This is a genomic window from Serratia sp. Sp408 (assembly GCF_057180665.1).
Window position 1 is genome coordinate 25,789 of sequence record NZ_JBXUFT010000007.1, and the last position, 23,806, is coordinate 49,594.

The window sequence follows — 23,806 nt, forward strand, 5'->3', positions numbered from 1 at the left end:
GGCTTTTGTGACAAAAAACAGTGCGGTAGGGAGAGTGGCCCCGCACACCGGCGGGGCCGAGCGGGGTTTACAGCGGCTTGTGGCGGGTTTCTTTCATCAGCAGCAGGGCCAGCAGCGTTAGGCTTGCCATCGCCGCCAGATACATGCCGACATAAAACAGACCGTAATTGGCGTTCAGCCAGGTCGCGATGTACGGCGCTACCGAGGCGCCGAGAATCGAGGCGACATTATACGAAAACGAAGCGCCGGTATAGCGCACTTCGGTCGGGAACAGTTCAGGCAGCAGTGCGCCCATCGGGCCAAACGTCAGCCCCATGATGCTCAGGCCGCACAGCAGGAACGCCATCACCAGCACCTGGTTGCCGGAGCCAAGCATCACCGGGAACAGGAAGGAGAAGCCGATCATCAGCAGGGTAATGACGATCATGGTCTTGCGGCGCCCGAATGCATCGGCCAGCAGCCCGGCGATTGGCACCATCACGCCAAAGCCGATCACCGCCAGCATCAGCATCCACAGGAAGCTTTCACGCGAATAACCCAGCCCCAGCGGTTGTGCGGTGGTGCCGTAGGTCATGGAATACACCGTCATCAGGTAGAACAACGTATAGGTGGCCAACATGATGAAGGTACCGAGGATGGTGACTTTCATATGTTTGCTTAACAGGGTGCCAAGCGGGATTTTTACCTGTTTGCCAGCTTTGGCCACTTTGGCGAACACCGGGGTTTCATGCAGGGATACCCGCACATACAGACCGATCAATACCAAGACCGCTGACAGCACGAACGGGACGCGCCAGCCCCAATCCATAAACTGCTGGTCGGTAAGCAACCAGGACAGCAGCAGGAAGGTGCCGTTGGCAAAGAAGAAACCGATAGGTGCGCCGAGCTGCGGGAATGAACCGTACAGCGCGCGTTTGCGCGGTGGGGCGTTTTCGGTGGCCAGTAGCGCCGCGCCGCCCCATTCGCCACCCAGTCCCAGCCCCTGGCCGAAACGCGCCAACGCCAGCAGCATAGGCGCCAGGATGCCGATGGTTTCATAACTCGGCAACAGGCCGATTAACACGGTGGAAATCCCCATGGTCAGCAGCGAGGCGACCAACGTGGCCTTGCGGCCGACGCGATCGCCGAAGTGGCCGAACAGCGCTGAACCGATAGGGCGTGCCACGAAGGCCACGGCAAAGGTAGCCAACGATTGTAGTGTCGCGGTGGTCGGATCGCCCTGCGGGAAGAAAATATGCGGGAACACCAGCACGGCCGCGGTGGCGTAAATATAGAAATCAAAGAACTCGATGGCAGTGCCGATCAAAGAGGCGACCAGCACCTTTCCCCGAGAATTGACTGGCGTGGACGCATCATCGGCGTCGACGGTTGGTGCGATGGAGGCTTGCATAGTTGTTTCTTATATTTTGATTATCTAAAAGGCCATCTTAGACACAGCAAAATGCCTTTTCAACGGCGCAACTTTGTACAGCGTGTACGATAACCGGTTAATAAGACTAATGTTTTATTAGTATGGTGATTTGTAGATTTTAACGTGGCAGATGTACTTTCAGGCAGTGTTTATCGCTGAAAAACCGGCAAAGAAAAGTTACTGGGTAGTTTGTTATTCTGGTTTAGCCGTTCCACAGCTTTCTGATTGGTATTTTATGCTGGTTTTTTGCCTTTCTATTGAAGCAATATACCGGACTGATGCGAAAGGCCGGTATATTCACGTTGCCAGGTGGCCCGGCTACCGTGTTGAGGGTAGCGTCTTATCCTCTTTGTACTGTGCGGTGGCGATCCAGGCGGCGCAGAACAGCGTCAGGCGGGCAAAAAAGTAAAAGAACGCCATCAGGCCAATTACCGAGCCAAATGCCGCGCCGGAGGGCGATTTGGCCACCTGTGGCAATGTCATGGTCATGACGAACTTGATCACTTCAAAACCGATTGCCGCCATTAAGGTGCCACGCAGCAGCGCTTTCTTCTTTGGCTTATGGCGCGGCAGCATCCAGAATATCCATAAGAACAACAGATAGTTGGCAAAAATGGAAATCGACAGCGCGATCAGCGTCATCGCCGGGCGCAGCCATTCTATATCGCCCAACCCCAACGCATTGACGATGGCAGCCTGCGCGGAGCCGGCAATCGACGTCAGCGACAGCGTAATGATCAGCGCCACTACCAGGCCGATCAGCGAAATAAAATCGCGGGTATATTTGAAATAGATTTTTTCCTGATCCTGCGGATTACGCTCCCAAACGTCACGTGACTGAGCGCGGATGGCTTCACGCAGGTTGCCCATCCAGCTGATACCGGAGTACAGCGCCAGCGCCAGCCCGGTAAGCCCGACGGTAGTGCGTTGTTGAATGGCGGTATTGACGGTGTTTTTCAGCGTACTGGCCAGCGTCGGGTCACTGATGCTGCCGACGATTTTGTTGATCAGTTCAGCCAACAAATCCGGGTTGGAGGCTAACACGAAGCCGACGGCGGCAAATGACACCATCAGGATCGGAATCAGCGATAAAAACGAAAAGTAGGTAATGGCCGCACCAAACTGGCTGCCAAGCCGATCGTTGAAACGTTCGGTGGCACGCAGCAGGTGGGCAATGCTTGGCCAGGCCTTGATGCGCTCAACCAGACGGGAAAACCCGGAGATGCCCTGGTCAATGCTGTGATTGCCGGTTTTGAGGTCGATCAGCGGCTTGGCTGGCGTTTCACTGTCGGGCTGACGAGGTTCTTTATCTGATCCTATAGGCATTACGTCACGATTTCCTTAACGATAAAAAGACGGTCTGTCACTGATTATAGCTAAACCGCCCGTCGATTTGGCCGTTGCAACGGTGAATTAGGGGATTTCTCTGGTTTGCCGGCTAACTGTTTAACCCCCAGGCTTTTCCTGCCACACATATAGGTAATAATCCGATCCCTTGTCGTCGAGTCAGCCGATTTTTTCCGCCAATTTTTCTCTTTCAGCGCCACGAAAGCGTTTACTGATGGTGTAGCCATGTGGTTTACCACTGCGCTACCGAACGACAGCCGTAAGGGCTGGAGCGGTTTCATCGTTGTTACTGGTTAAATTGGAAGGTTCTATGAAATTACTCGATCACCCCACCTGCCGCCTGTTCACCGAGGCAGGCAATCTGTCGCAGATTTCGGCCTATTACGAAGAAGGGCGCAACATTATGTGGATGTTGCTGCGCGCCGAGCCGCGTCCGTGTTTCAATCAGGCGTTAATCGAAGACATTATGGCGTTGGCGCAGGCGGCCAAAGAGTCGTCACTGCAGTTTGATTTTTGGGTTACCGGCTCACTGGTGCCAAATATGTTCAACGTGGGCGGGGATTTGAACTTCTTCGCCGAGTCGATCAAAACCCGTAATCGTGCGGCGATGACCGCCTACGCGCGAGCCTGTATCGACTGCGTACACGCGGCGGCGCGCGGCTTCGATACCGGAGCGGTGAGCATCGCGATGGTGGAGGGCAGCGCCCTGGGCGGCGGTTTTGAAGCGGCATTGGCTCACCATTTCTTGCTGGCGCAGAACAATGCGCGTATGGGATTCCCAGAGATTGCCTTCAATCTGTTCCCCGGTATGGGCGGCTATTCGCTGGTGGCGCGCAAAGCCGGCATGCGGCTGGCGGAGGAGCTTATCTGGAGTGGCGACGCACACACCGCGGAATGGTTCGAAAGCCGCGGACTGGTCGATCGGCTGTTCCAGCCGGGGGAGGGGTATCTGGCAACGCGCACCTTTATCGACACCATCCGTCCCAAGCTGAACGGCATGCGCGCCATGCTGCGAGCGCGGCAGCGAGTGCTGCAACTGACCCGTTCCGAGCTGATGGATATCACCGAAGATTGGGTACATGCGGCGTTCACCATTGAGCCAAAGGATCGGCAATACATTGAACGTTTGGTGATGCTGCAAGATCGGCATACGCAAACCCTGCAGCGTGCCGGCTGACCAACACCCGCCCGCATTACAGGGGTGCTGGATGCGGGCGGTAACGACGCAGCCAATCTTCAAGCTGCGTCGGTAGCATCGGGCGTGCAAATAGAAAACCCTGCTTTTCGTCGACCCCAACGCAGTCGAGGAAGTGGTTTTCGCTTTCGGTTTCGACGCCTTCGGCGATGACGCGAAACTGCAGCGCTTCGGCTGCCGCCACAATGGCGCGCACCAGCGATTGCGACACCGGGTTCAGATTGACGCCGCGCACAAAACTTTTATCCAGCTTGATGGCGTCCAATGGAATGCGCGCCAGCTGCGCCAGCGACGAATAACCGGTGCCGAAATCGTCCAGGTGAACCTGTGCTCCCAACTGTCGCAGCCGTGTGATGACGGTGCGCGCGCGGTTTTCATCTTCGATCAGACTGCTTTCGGTCAGTTCAAAATCCAGCGGGCAGTGGGTCAGGTGGTTTTCCTGCAACACCTGTTGCAGATCCTCTACCACCGAATCATCCACTAACTGTCGGGCGGAAAGATTGACCGCCACCCGCAGGTTCAGCCCCTGCCGTTGCCAGTCGGCCGCTTGACGGGCCGCGGTCTTCAACACCCATTGACCTAAGGGGGTAATCAACCCGGACTCTTCCGCATAAGAAATAAACTGTAATGGCGGGATCAGCCCGCGTTCGGGAGAATCCCAACGCACCAGCGCTTCCACGCTGTGTACCTCGCCGCTGTAGGCATCGATTTTCGGCTGGTAATACACCACCAGTTGGTTCTGCTCCAATCCCTTGCGCAAATTGGTGTCGAGCCACATGTATTCAGCCACCCGTTGGTTCATCTCCGGGGAAAACACGGTAAACGTCCGTTTACCCAATTCCTTGGCAACATACATGGCGGTATCGGCGCTGCGGATCAGCCCGTCAAGATCGTCACCGTGTTCTGGGCACAAGGCAATGCCAATGGAACAGCCGGTATAGACCTCAATCAAACCAATGCGAAACGGCGTTTTCAGCCGATCGATAATACGCTGCGCCAGTTCCTGAAGCATCACGCGGTCTGCCTGATAGACCAGCACCAGAAACTCGTCGCCGCCCAGCCGCGCCAGCACTTCGCCGTGGTTCAGGCAGTCGAGGATCGCCCGTGAAACTTCAACCAGCAGGCGGTCGCCGAACATATGACCATAGGCATCGTTCACTTTCTTGAAATTATCGAGGTCGAGATAGACCAGCCCCACGCTGCTTGCCGCACGTGCCTCGATCGCCTGGATAATCTTGTCCTGAATGGCGTTGCGGTTGGGCAGCCCGGTGATGATGTCGGTATTGGCCAGCACCCGCAGCCGTTCCTGCGCGTGCCGTTCTTCGGTAATGTCGGTGCCGGAGCAGATTAAAAAGACTTCGTTCTTGCCGCTGCCGCTGTGGACGAACTTATTGCGAAACAGAAACAGCCGCTCGCCTTTGACGGTTTTGATCCAGCGCTCCACTTCGTACGAGGAGCCGTTTTTGAAAAAGCCGGCAATATTACGGCGCGAAGCGGCGGCTTCTTCCGGGCTCATAAACAGCTTGAAGACGTTTTTGCCGATGACGTCCTGCTCGCGCAGCCCGGTATATTCTTCGCTCAGGCGATTAAAGCGCTGGATGTAGCCGTGCTGATCGACAATGACAATCACCGAATTGGCTTCCGATACCACCTGCTCGGCAAACGACAGACCGTGCACCAGATCGCGCGCCACGGCTTTGGTATCGGTATAGGCCGAAGCGGTGCCGGCCCACTCATATTTATTGACTCGGCGGCCAACCAGATGCAAATGGATCGGTTCACCGGATAACTGGATGGCAATGTCCAGGCTGCTGGTCACGCCGGTCAGCCGACGGATTTTTGCCGCCTGCAGGGCCGTCAGGGTGACGGCAATATGCGTGGTGCCTTTCACGGCGGTCAGCTCCAGCGCGTTGCTGTCAAAAGACAGCCGCCAGTGAGGGCTGCTGGTACCAAACAGGGTGTTAAGGAGCACGGGTCCCGGATCTGCAAACATGATGTGTCCTCAAAAGAGCAACGGCACGGCGGGGTAAGCCTCGGCGGCCGTTTCAGGCCAGTCCGGCCTTACAGCATATATCCCCATCATATAACACGCTTTTTGGCGTGAGATAATGATTCAATGAAACTATTATAGATGCAACGATTCATTTTGCCCGGCGACGCTACCTGCCCGGCGAATGCTTATAAGTGTAGAAACAGAACCGCGTGTTGGAAGAATTTTATCGCCAAGTGGTGATGTTGCGCGACGATAAGAAATCGCTGTGATAAATTGTCATTATTCCAGGAAGGGAAATAGATTTTTTATAGGAGATTTATCTGAATCGCAGTTGGCTTTTCGCAAAAAAAACGCTTCCTCCATAATTTATTCATATTTGCCTAATAATTATTTTTTGCATTTTAAAAAGTTTACACTCCCTCGCATTTCTCTATATTTATAAGCCTATTATTATCTTCGACGACACGATGAGCCTGTTAAGTACAGCGCTCCTGATGAAGAAATTTTAAGGAAATATATTATGCGTAAACTGACCGCTTTATTTGTCGCTTCTACTCTGGCCCTGGGGTCTGCTTCCATGGCGTTTGCCGCCGACACCAGCGCCCCGGCCGCCGACAACGCGCCAATGAAAATGATGCACCATAATGGCCCTGGCAAGGGCGGCCCGTTTGCCGGCCTGAACCTGACCGAACAGCAACGCCAGCAAATGCGTGACATTATGAAACAGGCACACCAGAAGCGCGGCCAGGGCATGAAAGAAGAGCGCCAGGCACTGCACAACATGGTGGCATCCGACAACTTTGACGAAGCCAAAGCCAAGGCGCAGATTGATACCATCAGCAAGGCGCAGTCCGAACGCATGCTGGAACGCGCAAAAGCGGAAAACAAAATGTATAACCTGCTGACGCCAGAGCAGAAAAAACAGTACAACGAAAATTATCAGCAACGCGAACAGAAAATGATGGAGCATATGAAGTCAATGAAAGAGAAGATGGCTACTGCTGAATAATTAACGTCATAAACGAATACATAACCATGGGCCGGATGATTATCCGGCCTTTTTTATGGTCTACACGACCGCTTTTTATCTTTTTTCTTATATGCCGCGGCACATTATTACGATATGGCGGTAATCGCGTGGAACTGCTCAATTATCACCTGAGCAAAAGCCGGATCGTTAATATGATACGGCGTTTTGATTAGCCGACGCTTTTCCGTCTGTATCATGGTGCGTTCCAATGCACGGACGAACGCGGCCAAGGCATGCGGATCCCAAAACGGTTGCCCCGGCGCATCAAGTGCTGATACTCCGCCCTCCGGGATCACCAAACGCACTTCTCCCTGGCAGGCGTTGAGCTTTTCGCCGATCCAGCGCCCCATATGTGCATTTTCTTCCGCCGTAGTGCGCATTAGCGTCACCTGGGTATTGTGGTTGTAAAAGGTGCGATCGGCGTAGCGCGCCGGCACGGTTTTCGGATGGCCAAAATTAATCATGTCCAACGCACCGCAGGACATCACGCATGGAATGCCGGTACGCGCAATTGCGCCGAAGCGGTCTTCACCACAGGCCAGTACCCCGTCGAACAGGTAATCACACACTTCGGTGGTGGTCAGATCCAGCACTGCGTTTAGCAGCAGGCTGTCGATCAGTTTTTCCATGGCGCCGCCGCCGCTGCCGGTAGCATGAAACACCAGGCAGTCCCACTGTGCTTCAATGGCGCTAGTCACCGCCTGAATACATGGCGTGGTCACACCAAACATGGTCAATCCGGTGGCGGGTTTACTGGCCGCTTCGTCGTCGGTATGAAAGCGCACTGCGCCGGCAATCTGGTGCGCGGCGTTGCCGAGCACTTTACGTGAAATCCGGTTCAGCCCGGCGATATCGGTGACGGAATACAGCATTGCGATGTCGCTGGCGCCGATATAACCGGAAACATCGCCCGCCGCCATGCTGGACACCATCAGCTTTGGCAGACCGATGGGCAGTTGTTGCATGGCTGGAGTGATCATGGCTGTGCCGCCGGAACCTCCCATGCCTAGCAGGGCGGCAACGTCGGTACGGGACAGCATGAAGCGTTCGAAAGCGATAGCCATGGCGGCAATGGCCTGGCCGCGGTTGCGGCAAAACACGGCATCGGCACCATGCGGGTGAAAAGCGGCTACGTCGGCCGCAGAAATATCGGCCGGGTAGCGTGCTGGCATGTTGTATGTAGAAAGATCGACCGTTATGGTGGGTAAACCGAGGTTGTCAATCAAGCTACGCACATACGCCAACTCTTGTCCTTTGGTATCTGCTGTGGTAGCAATATAGACAAAAGCTGGGGCATTTCTCATCGTCTGTTCCTGGAAAGGTCCGGATGTTGACCGAACTGTTTGTTTCTAATGATAACTTATTATTAAAGTTGGAACCCTGGTGTTGAGACAATTAGATACAGCCGATGAATTTATATACATAATGAGACGGTAGTATCATTTATGCAAGCTTAATTTAATCAAAAGTGAGACTGCCGTCTCATTTTGGGTTTTTTAAAGTCGCTTTTGCGCTGCTGGAGGAGCCAGGATCCGCCAGTTTCGTTTTATAAACATGTCGATTCCGGAGCTGGAAGGCATGAGAAGTGCGAGGTTGATGTGCCACTTACCGCTTTCCCCGCGCCGCGGGACGAATCTTTAACGCATACTCGGGCCAGAACCCGTAAGTTGCTGCTTGCCAGCGCAATGGAACTCTACGACGGCGGCGCTTTCCCCTCGATTACCGAGTTGGCCGCCCATGCGCAAGTTTCCCGTGCCACCGCATACCGCTATTTCCCGACACAAAGCGCCTTGATTGCCGCGGTGGTGGCGGAAAGCCTGGGTCCGATTTTACAATGGGAGCCACGCGACAACGACGCATTGCTACGCATTCAGCAATTACTGGCCTTTGCCTATCCGCAAATGGAACGGCACGAAGGCGCTTTACGCGCGGCATTGCAACTTTCGCTACAACAGTGGGCGAACGCGACGCCGGGCGAAAAATTTGTGCGCGGCAACCGCAAGCGTCTGCTGAAGCTTGCGGTTGAGCCATTGCAAGATAAATTACCCTCGGAGGCGTTGCAGCGGGTTATTCATTCCTTCTCGTTGATTTATGGCTCTGAGGTTTTTCTGGTATTGAAGGATATTTGGGGACTGGATTTGCATGGCATTCAGGATGTCACGCAATGGATGGCAAAAGCGATTATTCGTCAGGCGGAAGAAGACGTGCGCAACAGCAAAAAATAGCCAGCAGGATAATCCATTTTTCGTCGCCAACCGCCGCGAAAACTAGCATATTTCACTAAGCAAAGCGCTTATGTAGTTATAATTTTTACTGATAATAGTATCAGGAACCGCTTTTTCCGATGGGCCGCAGACAATAGGGTTTTGCGGCCTTCTTGGATTAATTTATTGTTATTATTCAATCGATTGCGTTTTCATATATTCGTGAAAATCAACAGCAACTCGATCTGAGAATCGATCCACGCCTGCAATGTCTTATCCCGTGCGTTATCTATTATTTTACGCGGAAATTTTCCTGGATATTTATTGTGCTTCGTCGGCAATAGGCGAGATTTTCATTGTTGTGCTTTATTTATTTGGTGTCGCGAAATCGTCACACACTAAATCAATAAAACATTTGCAAACCAACAATGGATGGTATCTGGGATGGACAGAAATCGTAGAGGAAATAAATCCGCGACAACGGCCGTTGCTCGCTCCGCTCCGCAGATGAAGCATCGAATGAAATTGAGTGCGATGGCTTGCTGCCTGGCGGTAATAGGCAGCGGGGCGCAGGCGGCGTCATATGTAGAAAATGGCAAGCCGGGTGATGCGGCAAGCTGGCGTAGCAATGAATTCAACGCCGAATGGGGCCTGGCAGCTATTCATGCCGATAGTGCCTACGCTGCCGGCTATACCGGCAAAGGGGTAAAACTGGGCATATTCGACCAGCCGGTGTATGCCCAGCACCCGGAGTTTGCCAGCTCAGGCAAGGTGATAAATTTGGTGACCAGCGGGATTCGTGAATATACCGATCCGTATATTCCGGTGAAAAAGGGCGATGCATTCCGTTACGACGGAACGCCGAGCGTCGATTCCGACGGCGAATTGGGGTCGCATGGCACCCACGTCGGCGGTATTGCCGCTGGCAACCGTGACGGCGGAGAAATGCATGGCGTAGCGTTCAATGCGCAGATCATCAGCGCGGAAAACGGCGATCCCGGCCCTGAGGATGGCATTATCCTCGGCAACGATGGCGCGGTTTATCAGGCCGGTTGGGATGCGTTGATTGCCAGCGGCGCACGTATCATCAACAACAGCTGGGGTATCGGCATCACCGAAAAATTCGAGCAGGGCGGCAAGGACCCGGCCTACCCACACTTCACGGTGGATGATGCCGGTAAACAGTTCGATCAGATCAGGAAAATCCTCGGCACCAGGCAGGGCGGCGCCTACCAGGGGGCGATCGATGCGGCCCGTAGCGGCATCGTCACCATCTTTGCCGCCGGCAATGACGACAATCTGAATAATCCCGACGCCATGGCCGGTCTGGCGTACTTCGTGCCGGATATCGCGCCGAACTGGCTGTCGGTTGCCAGCTTGCAGGATCCGGCCAACAACGGTGATTACAGCATCAGCACCTTTTCTTCGCGCTGCGGCTATACCGCCAGTTTCTGCGTTTCGGCGCCGGGCACCCGCGTTTACAGCTCGATAATCGAAGGCAATAGCCTGGAAAATCTCACTACCGGTTATGCCAAATACAGCGGTACCTCGATGGCGGCGCCGCATGTGGCCGGCAGCATCGCGGTGCTGATGGAACGTTTCCCCTACATGACCGGTGCCCAGGTCGCTTCGGTACTGAAAACCACCGCTACCGATATGGGCGATCCGGGTATTGATGCGTTGTATGGTTGGGGGATGATCAACCTGGGCAAAGCGATTAATGGCCCGGGAATGTTCTACACCGCGGCCGATATTCCTCAGCAATTCCGCGTGCCGGCTGGCGATGATGTGGCGTACGGCTCGGGCCAGTTCGTTGCTGACCTGCCGGGTATTGGCGCGGTTATCGATAAGGGCAAGCCGACGGAGCGGGTGTGTGACGACGTGCATTGCGGCCTGGACGTGTGGAGCAATGACATCTCCGGCCACGGCGGCTTGACCAAGCAGGGGATTGGTACGCTGGTGCTGACTGGCAATAACAGCTACGCCGGCCCGACGCTGGTAAATCAGGGCCTGCTGGCGATCAACGGCACGGTGGTGTCGGATGTTTCGGTGCAGAACGGTGGTGTGCTGGGCGGCTCGGGCCGCATTGGTTCCCTGACCGCCAACCGTGGCGCTACCGTGGCACCGGGCAATTCCATTGGTACATTGAATGTCACCAATGATGTTAGCTTCGAAGCCGGCTCGCGCTATCTGGTCGAAACCGCCACCGACGGCAGCAGCGATCGCATCCACAGCGGCGGATCGGCCACCCTCAACGGCGGCGAGGTTGCACTGCTGTTGGAACAGCAGAACCTGCTGTCGGGCACCGCGGCAGCGAATCTGCTTGGTTCCTACACCATTTTGCAGGCCGACGATGGGATTAGCGGTCAATTTAGCTCGGCAAGCACCACCTCTCCGTTCCTGGATGCCAATCTGGCAACGCAGGGCACTCGGTTGACTGCCAGCGTCGCGCGTAATGCCACCACCTTCGCCAGCGTGGCGGCAACGGCCAACGAGCGTGCGGTCGCCTCGGCGGCTGACGGCCTGGCGGTGGGCAACCCGGTGTACCAAAGCATCCTGTCTTCTGACAGCACCGATCGGGCGCGGCAGGCGTTCCGTCAGCTGTCCGGGCAAATCCATGCCGATATTGCCGCGGCGCAGATCAACGACAGCCGCTACCTGCGTGACGCGCTGAACGGCCGCCTGCGTCAGGCTGAGGGGTTGGCCAGCTCGCCGGACATCAAGGCTGACGACGGCGGTGCCTGGGCGCAACTGTTGGGAGCATGGGATCATGCGTCCGGCGATGCCAATGCCACCGGCTATCAGGCCTCGACCTACGGCGTATTGCTGGGGCTCGATAGCGCCTATGCCGACGAATGGCGTTTAGGGGTGGCGACCGGTTATACCCGCACCTCTCTCGACGGTGGCTACGGCTCGAACGCCGACAGCGACAATTATCATCTGGCGGCGTACGGCGGCAAACAGTTCGGTGATTTTGCGCTGCGTGCCGGCGGGGCATATACCTGGCATCGCTTCGATACCGCTCGTTCGGTGAATTACGGCTTGCAGTCCGATCGTGAAACCGCCAAATACAGCGCACGTACCGAGCAACTGTTCGTCGAAGCCGGTTACAGTGTGAAAACCGGTTGGGTCAATCTGGAGCCGTTCGCCAACCTGGCGTACATCAACTTCCAGAACAACGGCATTAGCGAGGATGGCGGCGCCGCGGCATTGCATGGCGACAAGCAACACACCGATGCAACGGTGTCGACGCTCGGTCTGCGCGCCGACCATCAGTGGCAGGTCGGTCGTGAAACGGCGGTGGCATTACGGGGTGAGCTGGGTTGGCAGCATCAGTACGGCGATCTGGATCGGGATACAGGCCTGAAGTTTAACGGCAGTAATGCGCCGTTCGTGGTCAATAGCGTGTCGGCATCACGCGACGGTGCGGTGATCAAGGCCAGTGCGGAAGTGGCGGTGAGCGCCAATGCCGCGCTATCGCTGGGCTATGGGGGCTTGTTGTCCGATCATTACCAGGATAACAGCGTCAACGCCGGTTTTACCTGGCGTTTCTGATTGGCATGATTGGGCGGGGTCAGCGAGCTGGCCCCGTTTTTATTTGGCGAAACAGGAAACACAGCATGAAAAAATGGGCATGGTTTTTCAGTGGCGTATTGGCCAGTTGCTTCGCCTGGCCGGCCAGCGCGGATTATCCATATCGTAATTGCCAACGGTATATAAAATCTGCCAGCTGGATCGAACGCTACGGCGAAATGACGTTGGCGGTGATCCCAACCGATTGTGGCCGCAGTATTTACTCACGAGAAACGGATCGGGCATTTGCCGAACTGGTGAATAAATTCGGCAAGGATAAATATTGGCGCAATACCCGCGGAATGCGCGATCAGTTCGCCTGTCATTATTCCATCGCGCGTAAAAAACAGGTCTGGAATTTGGATCCCTACCGTAAAGACGTCGGGTACGAAGCGACGGAAAAAGCCGGCTGCAATCCACATTGAACAACAAGGGGCCGCTTAGCAGCCCCTGCGATACGCTGAATTACGGTTGAACCACCTGATCGGTTTTCACAAAGTGGAAGGTAGCTTCTTCATTGACGCTGCGCGGCAGCGTCATTTTAATGATCGGCAGGAACTTGCCGGTGGCGTTTTTATAGTCCTGTTGATCAAGCTGTGCGTTCTTCAAACCGTCATTGATATAAAACAGGGCTTCGATCGGCAGTCTTGCCGGGTCATGTTCTGTCCATGTTGCCAAGCGCAGTTCGTTTTGCTGGGTTATCGATTCGGCCTGGATCAGTTTCATTGATTTTAGCGTCTGATCAAAGGCCACGGCGGTGTTGCTGCGTGAATTATCGCTCACGTCAAAGCCACACTGATGGCGGTGACGGTTGCTGACGCCGGTTGCGTTATAGTGCTGCAACCACTGTTGAGCGCTTTGGATGCCCTGACTCTGGCAGGCGCGGCTGGTGACCGGGGAATACTGATTCTGTCCGCAGCCTTTGGCGTCGCGTTCGAAGGTTGCTGCATCGATTGGGAAGGCACACATGACTTCAATGTCTAGTCGCTCTTTTGGCGCACCAAAAATAGGGTAAAGAATAAAGCCGTTATTGTAGCCATATGCCAGCCGTTGAAACTTGGCGTCCTGGCGTAGATAGGAAAATGATACGCCGCCTTGCTGTACCGATTTGGGACTGGGTTGCCAAAACTTGTATTGGTTAGAGTGCTGGGTGCCGCGAAAAATAACCCCCGAACACAAAAATGCCGGTTTTGAATCACTGCCACAATCTTTGGCGGTGTTGTAATAACGTTTGGTCAAGTCTGAGGCCGTTGCCGGCGTGGTGGTTTTGCTTGGCGTTTCCACCAGGGCAAACGCGTTATTGGCAGAGATACCGAAAAAGGCAAGGCTGAACGCCAGCGCCATAGCAGACACTTTCATAATATACTCCCGTCGTTAATTCGATATATTTATTGATAAGCTCACGCCGGCGATCATTGCGACGCCATAATAAATAGGCAGTGGCGAATAATCTGACGTGCTCGATTAGCGAATTAACTATTGACTTGTCTACGGCAGCCAACAACTATCTAATTTGATAGGGTGGTGAAGCTAGAAATATAATTTTTATGCGCTAGGGTTATTAACCAAACAGCCACGGTCGGTGGAAGAAGAATTATTTATATTGTTTTATTACCTTCGTCACTCTTTTGCGGCAGCGATGTTCATTATTCATGATCAAACATAAGGATAATGCTAAGGGAAGGTCCTTTATTGTCTGATGTTAAGCGTTATGGAGGAAAAATGAACGAAATATACAATCGCTATGCCAGCTTTCGGATTGATAATTTTAGTCAGCTTGATGAAGTATTGGCAGAGCGATGTCAGGCGATTGGTTTTGACGGGTATTTGCTGGGTGTGACTGGCCACGGGCGCGACATAAACCAGGCGGTGGTGTTGACCAACCATCCGCCGGCATGGCGCGAAACCTATACGCGGTTGGGATACATCAATACCGACCCGACCGTTGCACACTGCCTGGGCGGGCTGTTTCCGCTGGAATGGCAGGCGTGCCCGATAACGGCGGAAACGGCGCCTTTTTGGCAGGAGGCGTCGTATTATGGACTGGCGCATGGCGTATCGTTTCCACTGCATGGCGTACAGGGAGAACAGGGGATCTTGAGCCTGTCGCTGGGTCGGCAACGTCAGCGCGACTATCGCGAGTTAATGCAGCAGCGATGGGGGGAGCTCTATATATTGCGGGATATTTTGTTGCATCATTGCATTCGATTACTTGATGAGAAAAACAAATTGACCGCCACGGTATTAAGCCCGCGTGAAATAGAAGTGTGCAAATGGTTCACCATCGGTAAAACCACGTGGGAGATATCACGCATACTGAATTGCTCGGAGGCCAACGTGAACTTTCATTTCAAAAATATTCGTCGAAAGTTTAACGTCAGTTCTCGTGGCGCGGCAATCATCAAAGCCATTGCCAGCGGGTCGTTGACCTTATAATACCCGGAGTTACACCAGGGAATATATAATAACGGCGCGATAATGATGATCGGAATGTCAACTATCTAAACAGATAGTTCTCCTTAATTCTAATATCGATAATAGTTTTATCTTTATCCCAGAGTCAGGAGCATGATGAAAACGTTAATCGCGGCTCGAGCGGCTATCGATGCCAACCTGTTGCAGCATATGCACCAATTACGTGCCGACACCTTCTATTATAAAAAGCGTTGGGATGTGGTGCTATACGATGGTATGGAGATCGATGCTTACGATGCGTTGAACCCCCTTTATCTGCTGTTGCTGCATGAGGACGGTGAACGGATCGACGGTTGCTGGCGAATGCTGCCCACCACCGGACCCTATATGCTGAAAAATACCTTCCCCTCTTTGTTGGGCTGCCATCAGCCACCGTGCAGTGAAGCGGTGTGGGAACTGTCACGTTTTATCAACTGTGCACCCAACGATCGTGGGCTGGGATTTTCCAGTGTGACGCGGCAGATGATCGAACAGATGATGGCGTATGGACGTCAGCAGCAATTAACAGCCTATGTGACGGTGACGACACTCGGGGTTGAACGTATGATGCGACACCTGGGGCTGGTGATACGGCGCTTGGGACCTGGCCTGACGATTGGTCGAGAACATTGCATTGCATTACAGATCGATCTTTCCTGACGTTGAGACGGCAAAAAAAAACGGTCCCCTGACGGGGACCGGTTAAAATGGGGGGTACATCTTTATTATTAGCGCTAAAGGCTTTTACTCCTGACGGTATGTCGTTGTTCTGTCGTGTTTTTCTTCAGAACCGACCACCTGAACAGATTTCCCTGGTGTCATTATGGTTATTATAACTGTGTTTCTTGTATTATTTTTATAGTGTGTTGCTGTGTGTAGCTTCTGATACCATGTTTGACTATCGAAGTTGGTATGTCAAGCAATGTTTTGAGAATAAGATTGCATATGATGCTAACATTGTATCAAGCTTGAACACCTATTTACTCCAAAGCGACTGAAAAATTAGAAAAAAATCGAAGGAAAAAATGGATAACAATCACCAGAAATTCGATTCACAGTCGATTGCAAACCGGGTCAGAGCGCTTTTTCTTCATCATGGGATAGGCAAGCGTCAACAGGCAAAAGAACTCAGCCGCATTCTGGCGCTGAGTTTTTCGCATGCGCACCGCAAACTGAAGGGGCAAAGCCCCTGGACGCTGGAACAGATCAACAGCGTGGCAGCGGCGTTGGATGAAACCCCGGCGGCAATCGTCGATATGAATGTGGACAGTGACGCCCCTGCGCAAACTATTGCACGGGATGCCATCTTTTCTGTGGCTGGCGTCGAACTGCCTTGTGTCGCCTATATTGGTCACGAACTGAATGGCGGGCGGTTATCGGATTACGTGGCGTTGCAGCATGACGATCAATGGGTGATTTATCGCGTTGATGATGCGCCGACCGGCAACCGTTATTGCGTCGAGCTGATTGAGATCCGCCCGCACAGTGCCGATGACGAGCGACTGAGCATTGCGGTATTGGACGATTCCCATCAGGCGGCCGATGAGCTGACAAAATACCTCAATAGCCGCGGTTTCCATGCGGTGGCGTTCTATGACGTGGCGGCGTTTTGTCAGGCGTTATCGAAAAGCCTGTTCGACGGTTACGTGGTGGATTGGCTGATAGGGCAGGAAACGGCGGTGCCGTGCATCGAAGCCATTCGTGCCTCCGACAACCCCGACGCGCCGGTATTGGTGCTGACCGGCCAGCTTGGCACCGGTCTGCGCGAATCCGAGATTGCGCAGGCGATGCGTGATTACGACGTACTGGGGCCGTACGAGAAACCGGTGCGGCTTCACGTGATTGAAGCCGCATTGCAACGCTGTTTCAACCTTTAGCGAACAGCGCCGCCAGTGCGTTGGACAGTGCGTCCATGCGTACTGGCTTCATTAAATAGTCATCAAACATCGCCCGTTGCTCGGCGGTCAGCAACTCCGGCGTATAGGCGCTGATGCCGATGATCGGAATATGCCGATTCGGGCCGCGCTGGTTACGCAACTTTTTCGCCAGCGCCGCGCCGTCGATGCCGGGCATCTGCAAGTCCAGCAACAGCGCATCATAAGGGCGCCGCAGCAGCTTTTGCAGCGCGCGCTCCGGTGAATCACACTGTTCATGGCGATAACCCAGCTTATCCAGCAGCGCGGCGAAGGCGTCGCCCACCGATTTATTGTCATCCACCACCAGAACCTGCTGCTCTTTCAGTCGGGTGGCCGCCGGCGTCAACGGGTGTTCCGCCTGATCCGGCTGCGCGTCGCCGAGGTCAACCGGAATGCTGACGATAAAGGTGCTGCCTTTGGCCTGTTCGCTGTAAACGGTGACGCTGCCCTGCAGCAGCGAGACCAGGCCCTGCACGATCGCCAACCCCATGCCGACGCCGCCGTATTGTTTGGTATGTGACTGGTCGAGCTGGGTGAACGGCTGGAAGATCTGCCCGAGTTTTTCTTCTTCGATACCGATGCCGGTATCGGTCACTTCAATGATCAGCGCATTACCGCCCGGCTGGCGTCGCAGGCAGCCATGCACGGTGATAGAGCCGTTTTCGGTGTATTTATAGGCGTTGGTCAGCAGATTGACCAGAATCTGGCGTATGCGCAGCGGGTCGGAATACACCTGCGCGTGGCTAAAATCCACTTCGCACAGCAGCTTGATATGCGCTTTGCGCGTCAGCATACCGATTTCATCTGCCGTTTCCTGGATCAGGCGCTCGGCGTTGAACGGCACGATGCGCAGCTCCATCATGCCGCTGTCCAGATGCGCGTAGTCGGTGAGATCTTTCATCTGACTTTCAATCTGCTGGGCTGCCGTTTCCAGGCGCTGGAAGGTATCGACGTGCTCGGCTGAAACCTTGGTGTTCATCAACACATCGATGGCCGACATGATGCTTTGCAGCGAAGTGCGCAATTCATGGCCGATGGCTCCCAGAAAGGCGTTTTTGGTGCGGGTCGCTTTCTCCGCTTCGATAGCCTTCGCCTGTTGCTCAATGGTGATACGTTGCTGACGCAGCACGATAAGCGTAATGGCAACCAGGGCAATCACCGAGAACATGATAATCACCAGGCCATAAAAAATGATCAGCCTTTTTTCGATGTAATCATCATACGCCACGGTGCGCTGTTTCACTTCCGCATGGTCAGCCAGGTTGGCCATTTCGATCGCGTAGGGTTTCATGTGCTGCATGGCTTGGGAGATGTTGGACAGATCGAGCGGCGAGGCGCTGATGAGCCGATCAAGTCGATCCATTTCTTTCAGCATGTGTTGAATGACCTGCGGATAACCCGGTTCGCGATATAGCGGCTGGGTGGACTCGGAGACCGTTTCCAGCACGTAAAAACGCGAATACAGGATTTCGAAACGCAGCCTGAGCGCCTCAATATCAACCTTGGGCGAATTTTTCTGTTGCTCGACGAAGGTTTCAAATTCTGCCAGCTTGATCGAGAATTTGGCGATCGACCACGAGTAATTCTCCTGCGTACCGGCGATGGCATATAACCCTTTCTTCGACAACGTCGCGCTGTAGTAATAGAGCGTGATGGTTGAAGCGACAAGAAACAGTGCGGCGAAGATGGCCGGAATAGCCAGACGGCCGCCGCTTTTGAACTGGGTTAACTTCATTTGATCACAATCCTGTTGACCTGCCAGATAAAGCGCGAGTTATATAAAGGCGAATTTAATTCGGCGCCGGCGGCGTCGCGCGGATAGACCAGAAACAGGGGCCCGAAGTTTCTGATCTTCAGCATTTCTCCGTCCATTTTGTAGGCGAGAATAATATGGTATTTCTCCACGTCCGAACGCGGGATATCAATGTAGTAATCATTGAGCGCATGCATGGATAGCGTTTGCCCCCTGGCGCCGACCTTGGCCAGAATATCCGCCACCGCCACGCCGTCAAATTTGCGCTTTGGCGTCCATGAAGTGGTGGTGGCAATACTGCTCATGGGCATGGCGAACAGCTCTTGGTCGGTAAACACATAACGTTTGTTCACCGGGTCGGTGAATCGGCTGATATTGCCTGATACTTCCAGGGTAAAACTCAACGCGGAGGTTTGGCTAGCGATCAGGGCCAATAACGCCAACGTAATAGTTCTGATTATGGTTGACAGCATCGGGGGGTTCTCCGCAACGGCAGGCAAGAGTCAATGGATAAATTTAGCAGGCTAAACGGCGACAAAAACAGCGAGTCATGCCGGAGGATGTCACAGAAAAGACAACGGCCAGCAAAGCCGGCCATTGGGACGGGATCCACAGCATCCTGCTGTTAGAATAGCACCCTTTTGCGTGCTATTCGATGCAGCAGGGCAAGGGACGATTTAGAACATACCCGAAATCTCACCCATCAGCTTCAGGTCACTTTTGGAGATATAGGTCGGGCGATTGCTATCATCGGTTAAAGAAACGTACTGCTCATTGCTGAGCAACAGGATTTTCGCCTTCATCGGCGCGGTATCGGTCAGCAATACGGTAGAAAACAGCCGTTCCATCCGCGTTCTGACATCCCCACCGTTGGCCAGATCGAGTGGGCGCCGGCTCATATAGGTCATGGCGCTTTTTTTTGCTTTTTCCTCATCTTTGAGGATTTTGACGCGGGTTTCATTGAAAAAGGTGGTGAGCTTGTTTCTGCTTTTCGCCATCTTTTTCATCGCGTCTATCAGCTTCTTATTTTGCCCTACCTGGCGGTCAGACAGAAAGTTGCGTACCGCCAGCACGCAGCCGCTCGAAATTCCCAGCGTGCCAACGGCGGTCATGGCGTAACGGACATAGATATTGGTCATCAGCGTCTGGCCGGCCTGGGCGGCGGCGGTGGCGGCAAAAACGGCGCCGGAACCCGACAGTGCGCCAATGGCACCTACCGCTGCGGCGGCCATGGAGTAATTGCTTTTTTGCGTATCGTCATAGACGTTACCGCCGTAGCCCTTGAGCGCGGTGTTGTATCTGTTGAAAACCGACGGGTTGTCTTGCAACACGTTGCCATTCATATTGCGCAAGCCGATGCTCGCTTCATCGTCGCGTGGCGCGCCGTAATCCTCCAACGATTCCCGCCGCTGGTTGGCGCGCTGTAACTCCATGAAGTTGTTCATGATGCCGGAGTCGGTATCGTTTTCGAACTGCGCCAGCGTCTCTTCGTCCAGCTCGTTAATAAAGGCGAGAATGATCCGCAGGTCATCCTGGCTGAGCAGGCTGCCTTTTAAAACGGATTCGATATCCAGTGTTGGGTCTGCCATAGAACCCCCCCGTGGTCAGGTTATATTTCTTTGTTTTGTTTGATATCCCAACCGGCTTTGGTTTCCGCGCCCTTGGTGCCTTTATCCGTCTGTTCCCAATAATGCAGGTTGACTTTCGACGCCTGGAAGCGGTATTTCACCAGAATATTATCGGTATGGCCGACGCCGGTAAAATCGGCCAATGTCACCAGCACGTCTTCCAGCACAATGCGGGCATATTCCACCTGGCTACCACCGGCCTTACAAATAGAGACTTCAACTTTATTGACGTGTTTGCCGCTGGAGCAGAATTTTAAAATGGCCGGTGTGGATTTATCGATCAGCGCCTGGACTTCCAAATCGCGGTAATTGACTTTGCCACTCCCGCCGCCACCGCCAACCGACATATTGCCTGGCTGAGAGGCACCCCAGGTAAATGACAGTACATCGGTCCAGTTTTTGTGATTGGAATCATGGGACTCACCGGTAACACCTTCAACCTTTAAAAAAGTATCGATTGCCATTTTTCTTCCTGTTTGAGAGTGGATATATTCACCAACAAACTTAACCAACAACCGTTTATTGTCAACGTATCAGGTAACGTTACCGAATGATTAGGATTAACCTCAGCGCTGGTCAAAAAGTAAAAGACAGAAAAAACGCTTTAAGCATTTGAAATCAAACTGGCTTGCCGATAAATATTATTTCTTTCATTTTTCTATAATGTCATTTTTATTATATGAAGTTTTTATTAATCACCACAATAATTACCTTGTTGCCGCTGGCAGTGTTTGACATCAGTTATTATCGGGTTTTAGGCGGGACAGGCTGATAAAAAAGGCCAACTGCCGTAGCCGTTGGCCTAGAGAGAAAGCGGTGTCACACCGTTGAGACACCGACAGCGACCGATGGCCGCTTTGCCGCGTTAGCGCATGGTGACGAACTCTTCCGCTGCGGTTGGGTGGATCGCCACGGTGTTATCAAAGTCCTGCTTGGTGGCGCCCATTTTCACTGCGACGGCAAAGCCTTGCAGCATTTCATCCATGCCGAAGCCGATACCGTGGATCCCGACAATCTTCTCTTCTGCGCCGACGCATACCAGCTTCATGCGGCACGGCTGACGATGCTGGGTCACGGCGCTGTACATGGCGGTGAACGCAGAACGGTACACTTTGACCTGGTCTTCGCCGTATTTCTCTTTCGCTTCCGGCTCGGTCAGGCCGATGGTGCCGATTGGCGGGTGGCTGAACACCACGGTTGGAATATTGCTGTAATCCAGATGCTCGTTCGGCTTGTTGTTGAACAGGCGTTCGGACAGGCGGCGACCGGCGGCGACCGCAACCGGCGTCAGTTCAACCGCGCCGGTGTTATCGCCGACCGCATAGATGCCTTTCACACTGGTATTCTGGAACTTGTCCACTTCGATGTAGCCCTGAGCGTTGGTTTTCACCCCGGTCACGGCCAGATTCAGGTTGTCGGTAGCCGGCTCGCGGCCAATCGCCCATACCAGGCTGTCGACGGTACATGCCTTGCCGTTTTCCAGTTGCAGCGTCAGGCTGCCGTCAGCGTTCTTGACGATGGCTTTCGGCACCGATTCGGTGTGCAGGGTCGGCCCTTCGGTGTTCATGACTTCTACCAGCGTTTCCACGATCAGTGGATCGAAGCTGCGCAGCGGCGCGTGCTTACGCACGAACAGGTGGGTTTCAGCGCCAAGCGCATTCAGCACGCCAGCGATTTCCACCGCGATGTAGCCAGCACCGACCACGGCAACGCGTTTTGGCAGCGCGTCCAGCTCGAAGAAACCGTCGGAATCAATGCCGTATTCCGCCCCCGGAATATCCGGATGGCTTGGGCGGCCACCGGTGGCGATCAGGATATGATCGGCAGTGATTTTTTCGCCGTTGACTTCCACGGTATGAGCGTCAACAAAGCGGGCGAAGCCTTTGATTACATCAACCTTGTTTTTACCCAATACGTTGTCGTAAGAGGTATGGATACGGTCGATATAGGCGGTACGGTTGGCGATCAGTTTTTTCCAGTCAAACGCGTTGACGGTGGTATCGAAACCATAATCCGGACCATATTGATGAATGGCCTCGGCGATCTGCGCCGCGTGCCACATCACCTTCTTCGGTACACAACCCACGTTAACGCAGGTGCCGCCCAGTTCTTTGGCTTCAATCAGCGCGCATTTCTGGCCATACATGGCTGCCCGGTTGATCGATGCGATACCGCCGCTGCCGCCGCCAATTGCTAGATAATCGTAATGTTTCGTCATCTGGGTTTTCCATGAGTTGTGTAATTTGAAGCACGTAAGAGTTTAACGCCTGATGCGGGTTTGTCGCAAAGATTGCGTCAATGGCTGTGATAGGCAGGAATCAGGCGCGCGCAGTGCGCGCCATGCAGGATTATTCCGGCACCACCCAGTTCACCAGATGGTGACCAATGCCCGATGGCACCAACACCTTGTGCAGCCACGGCAGCACGTTTTTCATCTGCTGTTCCAGCTTCCACGGCGGGTTAATGACAATCATGCCGGAGGCGGTCATGCCGCGTTGATCGCTGTCCGGCTTCACCGCCAGCTCGATTTGCAGAATGCGGCGAATGCCGGTGGCTTCCAGATCTTTCAGCATGCGCTTGATCTGCTGGCGCAGCACCACCGGATACCACAGTGCGTAGGTGCCGGTGGCAAAGCGCTTATAACCTTCCTGAATGCCTTTAACCACGTCCTGGTAATCGGTTTTCAGTTCGTAAGGCGGATCCATCAGGATCAGCCCGCGGCGCGATGTCGGGGGCAACTGTGATTTCAACTGCTGATAGCCGTCGGCGCGCTGTACCTTGGCGCGCTCGTCTTTTTGAAACTCGCTGCGCAACAACGGGTAGTCGCTAGGGTGCAGCTCGGTCAGGTGGATCTTGTCCTGTGGGCGCAGCAACTGGCGGGCAATCAGCGGTGAGCCCGGGTAGTAACGCAAGGTGCCGCTGCGGTTAAAATTATGCACCACGCTCATGTAGGCGGCCATTTCTGGCGGAATATCGTCACGTTGCCACAGCAGGCCAATACCTTCGAGATATTCCCCGGTGCGTTCGGCGTGCTCACCGCTCAGCTGATAGCGCCCCGCACCTGAGTGGGTGTCCAGATACAGTAGCGGTTTGTCTTTTTCTTTCAGCGACTCGATGATCAGGCTCTGAACGGTGTGCTTCAGCACGTCGGCATGGTTGCCGGCGTGAAAACTGTGGCGATAACTTAACATGGCTGGTGACGGTTCCTTGTGCTCCATGAGAGGAGCTTTCAATAAGGCATATAATCTGCACAGTATAAACTGTCTGGCCGGGAAAAACTGAACTGCATTAGCGCAGGGAAT

At 53.9% G+C, this 23,806-nt stretch carries 19 protein-coding genes; 8 read left to right on the forward strand and 11 right to left on the reverse strand.

Annotated features, from left to right (window positions below):
• Positions 1 to 67: 67 nt before the first annotated feature.
• Entirely contained in the window at positions 68 to 1,390 is a 1,323-nt protein-coding gene (locus tag AC2AXP_RS18195) for an MFS transporter (protein WP_484381854.1), read from the reverse strand.
• Between the two features lie 339 nt (positions 1,391 to 1,729).
• Positions 1,730 to 2,737, reverse strand: a complete 1,008-nt coding sequence (gene yhjD / locus AC2AXP_RS18200) for an inner membrane protein YhjD (RefSeq protein ID WP_004956449.1) — start codon at positions 2,735 to 2,737, stop codon at positions 1,730 to 1,732.
• A gap of 331 nt (positions 2,738 to 3,068) precedes the next feature.
• Between yhjD and AC2AXP_RS18205 the strand changes: the two genes are divergently transcribed.
• Positions 3,069 to 3,935, forward strand: coding sequence for a crotonase/enoyl-CoA hydratase family protein (locus AC2AXP_RS18205; RefSeq protein WP_004956448.1), 867 nt, complete (start codon positions 3,069 to 3,071; stop codon positions 3,933 to 3,935).
• Between the two features lie 16 nt (positions 3,936 to 3,951).
• Here AC2AXP_RS18205 and pdeR read toward each other — a convergent pair whose 3' ends face one another.
• Positions 3,952 to 5,946 (reverse strand): cyclic di-GMP phosphodiesterase, encoded by a 1,995-nt coding sequence (gene pdeR, locus AC2AXP_RS18210; protein ID WP_198773687.1) that lies wholly within the window; start codon positions 5,944 to 5,946, stop codon positions 3,952 to 3,954.
• Between the two features lie 520 nt (positions 5,947 to 6,466).
• Between pdeR and spy the strand changes: the two genes are divergently transcribed.
• The gene (gene spy, locus AC2AXP_RS18215) at positions 6,467 to 6,955 is read left to right on the forward strand and encodes an ATP-independent periplasmic protein-refolding chaperone Spy (RefSeq protein ID WP_004956443.1); all 489 of its coding nucleotides are present in this window, start codon (positions 6,467 to 6,469) and stop codon (positions 6,953 to 6,955) included.
• 107 nt (positions 6,956 to 7,062) lie between these two features.
• Here the strand turns inward: spy and AC2AXP_RS18220 are convergent, their stop codons facing one another.
• Positions 7,063 to 8,280, reverse strand: coding sequence for a Tm-1-like ATP-binding domain-containing protein (locus tag AC2AXP_RS18220; RefSeq protein WP_004956442.1), 1,218 nt, complete (start codon positions 8,278 to 8,280; stop codon positions 7,063 to 7,065).
• 381 nt (positions 8,281 to 8,661) lie between these two features.
• Here AC2AXP_RS18220 and AC2AXP_RS18225 point away from each other — a divergent pair, with 381 nt between their 5' ends.
• From AC2AXP_RS18225 to AC2AXP_RS18235, 3 genes are all read left to right on the forward strand, one after another.
• Positions 8,662 to 9,201 carry a TetR/AcrR family transcriptional regulator gene (locus tag AC2AXP_RS18225; protein WP_004956441.1) on the forward strand — a complete coding sequence of 180 codons (540 nt, stop codon included), beginning with the start codon at positions 8,662 to 8,664 and terminating at the stop codon, positions 9,199 to 9,201.
• Positions 9,202 to 9,714: 513 nt separating this feature from the next.
• Positions 9,715 to 12,735, forward strand: a complete 3,021-nt coding sequence (locus tag AC2AXP_RS18230; RefSeq protein ID WP_039992465.1) for an autotransporter outer membrane beta-barrel domain-containing protein — start codon at positions 9,715 to 9,717, stop codon at positions 12,733 to 12,735.
• A gap of 65 nt (positions 12,736 to 12,800) precedes the next feature.
• The gene (locus AC2AXP_RS18235) at positions 12,801 to 13,178 is read left to right on the forward strand and encodes a DUF2599 domain-containing protein (RefSeq protein ID WP_004956439.1); all 378 of its coding nucleotides are present in this window, start codon (positions 12,801 to 12,803) and stop codon (positions 13,176 to 13,178) included.
• A 40-nt stretch (positions 13,179 to 13,218) separates the two neighbouring features.
• Here AC2AXP_RS18235 and AC2AXP_RS18240 read toward each other — a convergent pair whose 3' ends face one another.
• Positions 13,219 to 14,112, reverse strand: coding sequence for a hypothetical protein (locus AC2AXP_RS18240; protein WP_004956438.1), 894 nt, complete (start codon positions 14,110 to 14,112; stop codon positions 13,219 to 13,221).
• A gap of 363 nt (positions 14,113 to 14,475) precedes the next feature.
• On the opposite strand from AC2AXP_RS18240, the gene AC2AXP_RS18245 reads away from it, so the two are divergent.
• The 3 genes from AC2AXP_RS18245 (at position 14,476) to AC2AXP_RS18255 (ending at position 17,084) form a co-directional block, all read left to right on the forward strand.
• A complete protein-coding gene (locus tag AC2AXP_RS18245; RefSeq protein WP_004956436.1) occupies positions 14,476 to 15,189 on the forward strand; it encodes a helix-turn-helix transcriptional regulator in 714 nt (237 codons plus the stop codon).
• A gap of 132 nt (positions 15,190 to 15,321) precedes the next feature.
• On the forward strand, positions 15,322 to 15,867 hold the full coding sequence (locus AC2AXP_RS18250) for an acyl-homoserine-lactone synthase (protein ID WP_484381855.1): 546 nt from the start codon (positions 15,322 to 15,324) through the stop codon (positions 15,865 to 15,867).
• A 365-nt stretch (positions 15,868 to 16,232) separates the two neighbouring features.
• Positions 16,233 to 17,084: a helix-turn-helix domain-containing protein gene (locus AC2AXP_RS18255; protein WP_004956434.1), complete on the forward strand. Its 852-nt coding sequence runs from the start codon at positions 16,233 to 16,235 to the stop codon at positions 17,082 to 17,084.
• Here AC2AXP_RS18255 and AC2AXP_RS18260 read toward each other — a convergent pair.
• The 6 genes from AC2AXP_RS18260 to AC2AXP_RS18285 all read right to left on the reverse strand — a co-directional run bounded on the left by AC2AXP_RS18260 (position 17,074) and on the right by AC2AXP_RS18285 (position 23,695).
• Positions 17,074 to 18,858 carry an ATP-binding response regulator gene (locus tag AC2AXP_RS18260; RefSeq protein WP_004956433.1) on the reverse strand — a complete coding sequence of 595 codons (1,785 nt, stop codon included), beginning with the start codon at positions 18,856 to 18,858 and terminating at the stop codon, positions 17,074 to 17,076. The two genes, AC2AXP_RS18255 and AC2AXP_RS18260, sit on opposite strands and share 11 nt — an antisense overlap.
• Positions 18,855 to 19,349, reverse strand: a complete 495-nt coding sequence (locus tag AC2AXP_RS18265; RefSeq protein WP_004956432.1) for a putative pterin-binding protein — start codon at positions 19,347 to 19,349, stop codon at positions 18,855 to 18,857. Before AC2AXP_RS18265 ends, AC2AXP_RS18260 begins: the two co-directional genes overlap by 4 nt.
• 204 nt (positions 19,350 to 19,553) lie before the next feature.
• On the reverse strand, positions 19,554 to 20,465 hold the full coding sequence (locus tag AC2AXP_RS18270) for a hypothetical protein (protein ID WP_004956431.1): 912 nt from the start codon (positions 20,463 to 20,465) through the stop codon (positions 19,554 to 19,556).
• Positions 20,466 to 20,485: 20 nt separating this feature from the next.
• Positions 20,486 to 20,968, reverse strand: coding sequence for an Hcp family type VI secretion system effector (locus AC2AXP_RS18275; protein WP_004956430.1), 483 nt, complete (start codon positions 20,966 to 20,968; stop codon positions 20,486 to 20,488).
• Positions 20,969 to 21,369: 401 nt separating this feature from the next.
• On the reverse strand, positions 21,370 to 22,722 hold the full coding sequence (gene gorA, locus AC2AXP_RS18280) for a glutathione-disulfide reductase (protein WP_004956429.1): 1,353 nt from the start codon (positions 22,720 to 22,722) through the stop codon (positions 21,370 to 21,372).
• Between the two features lie 130 nt (positions 22,723 to 22,852).
• Positions 22,853 to 23,695, reverse strand: coding sequence for a 23S rRNA (adenine(2030)-N(6))-methyltransferase RlmJ (locus tag AC2AXP_RS18285; RefSeq protein WP_039991385.1), 843 nt, complete (start codon positions 23,693 to 23,695; stop codon positions 22,853 to 22,855).
• Positions 23,696 to 23,806: the final 111 nt, after the last annotated feature.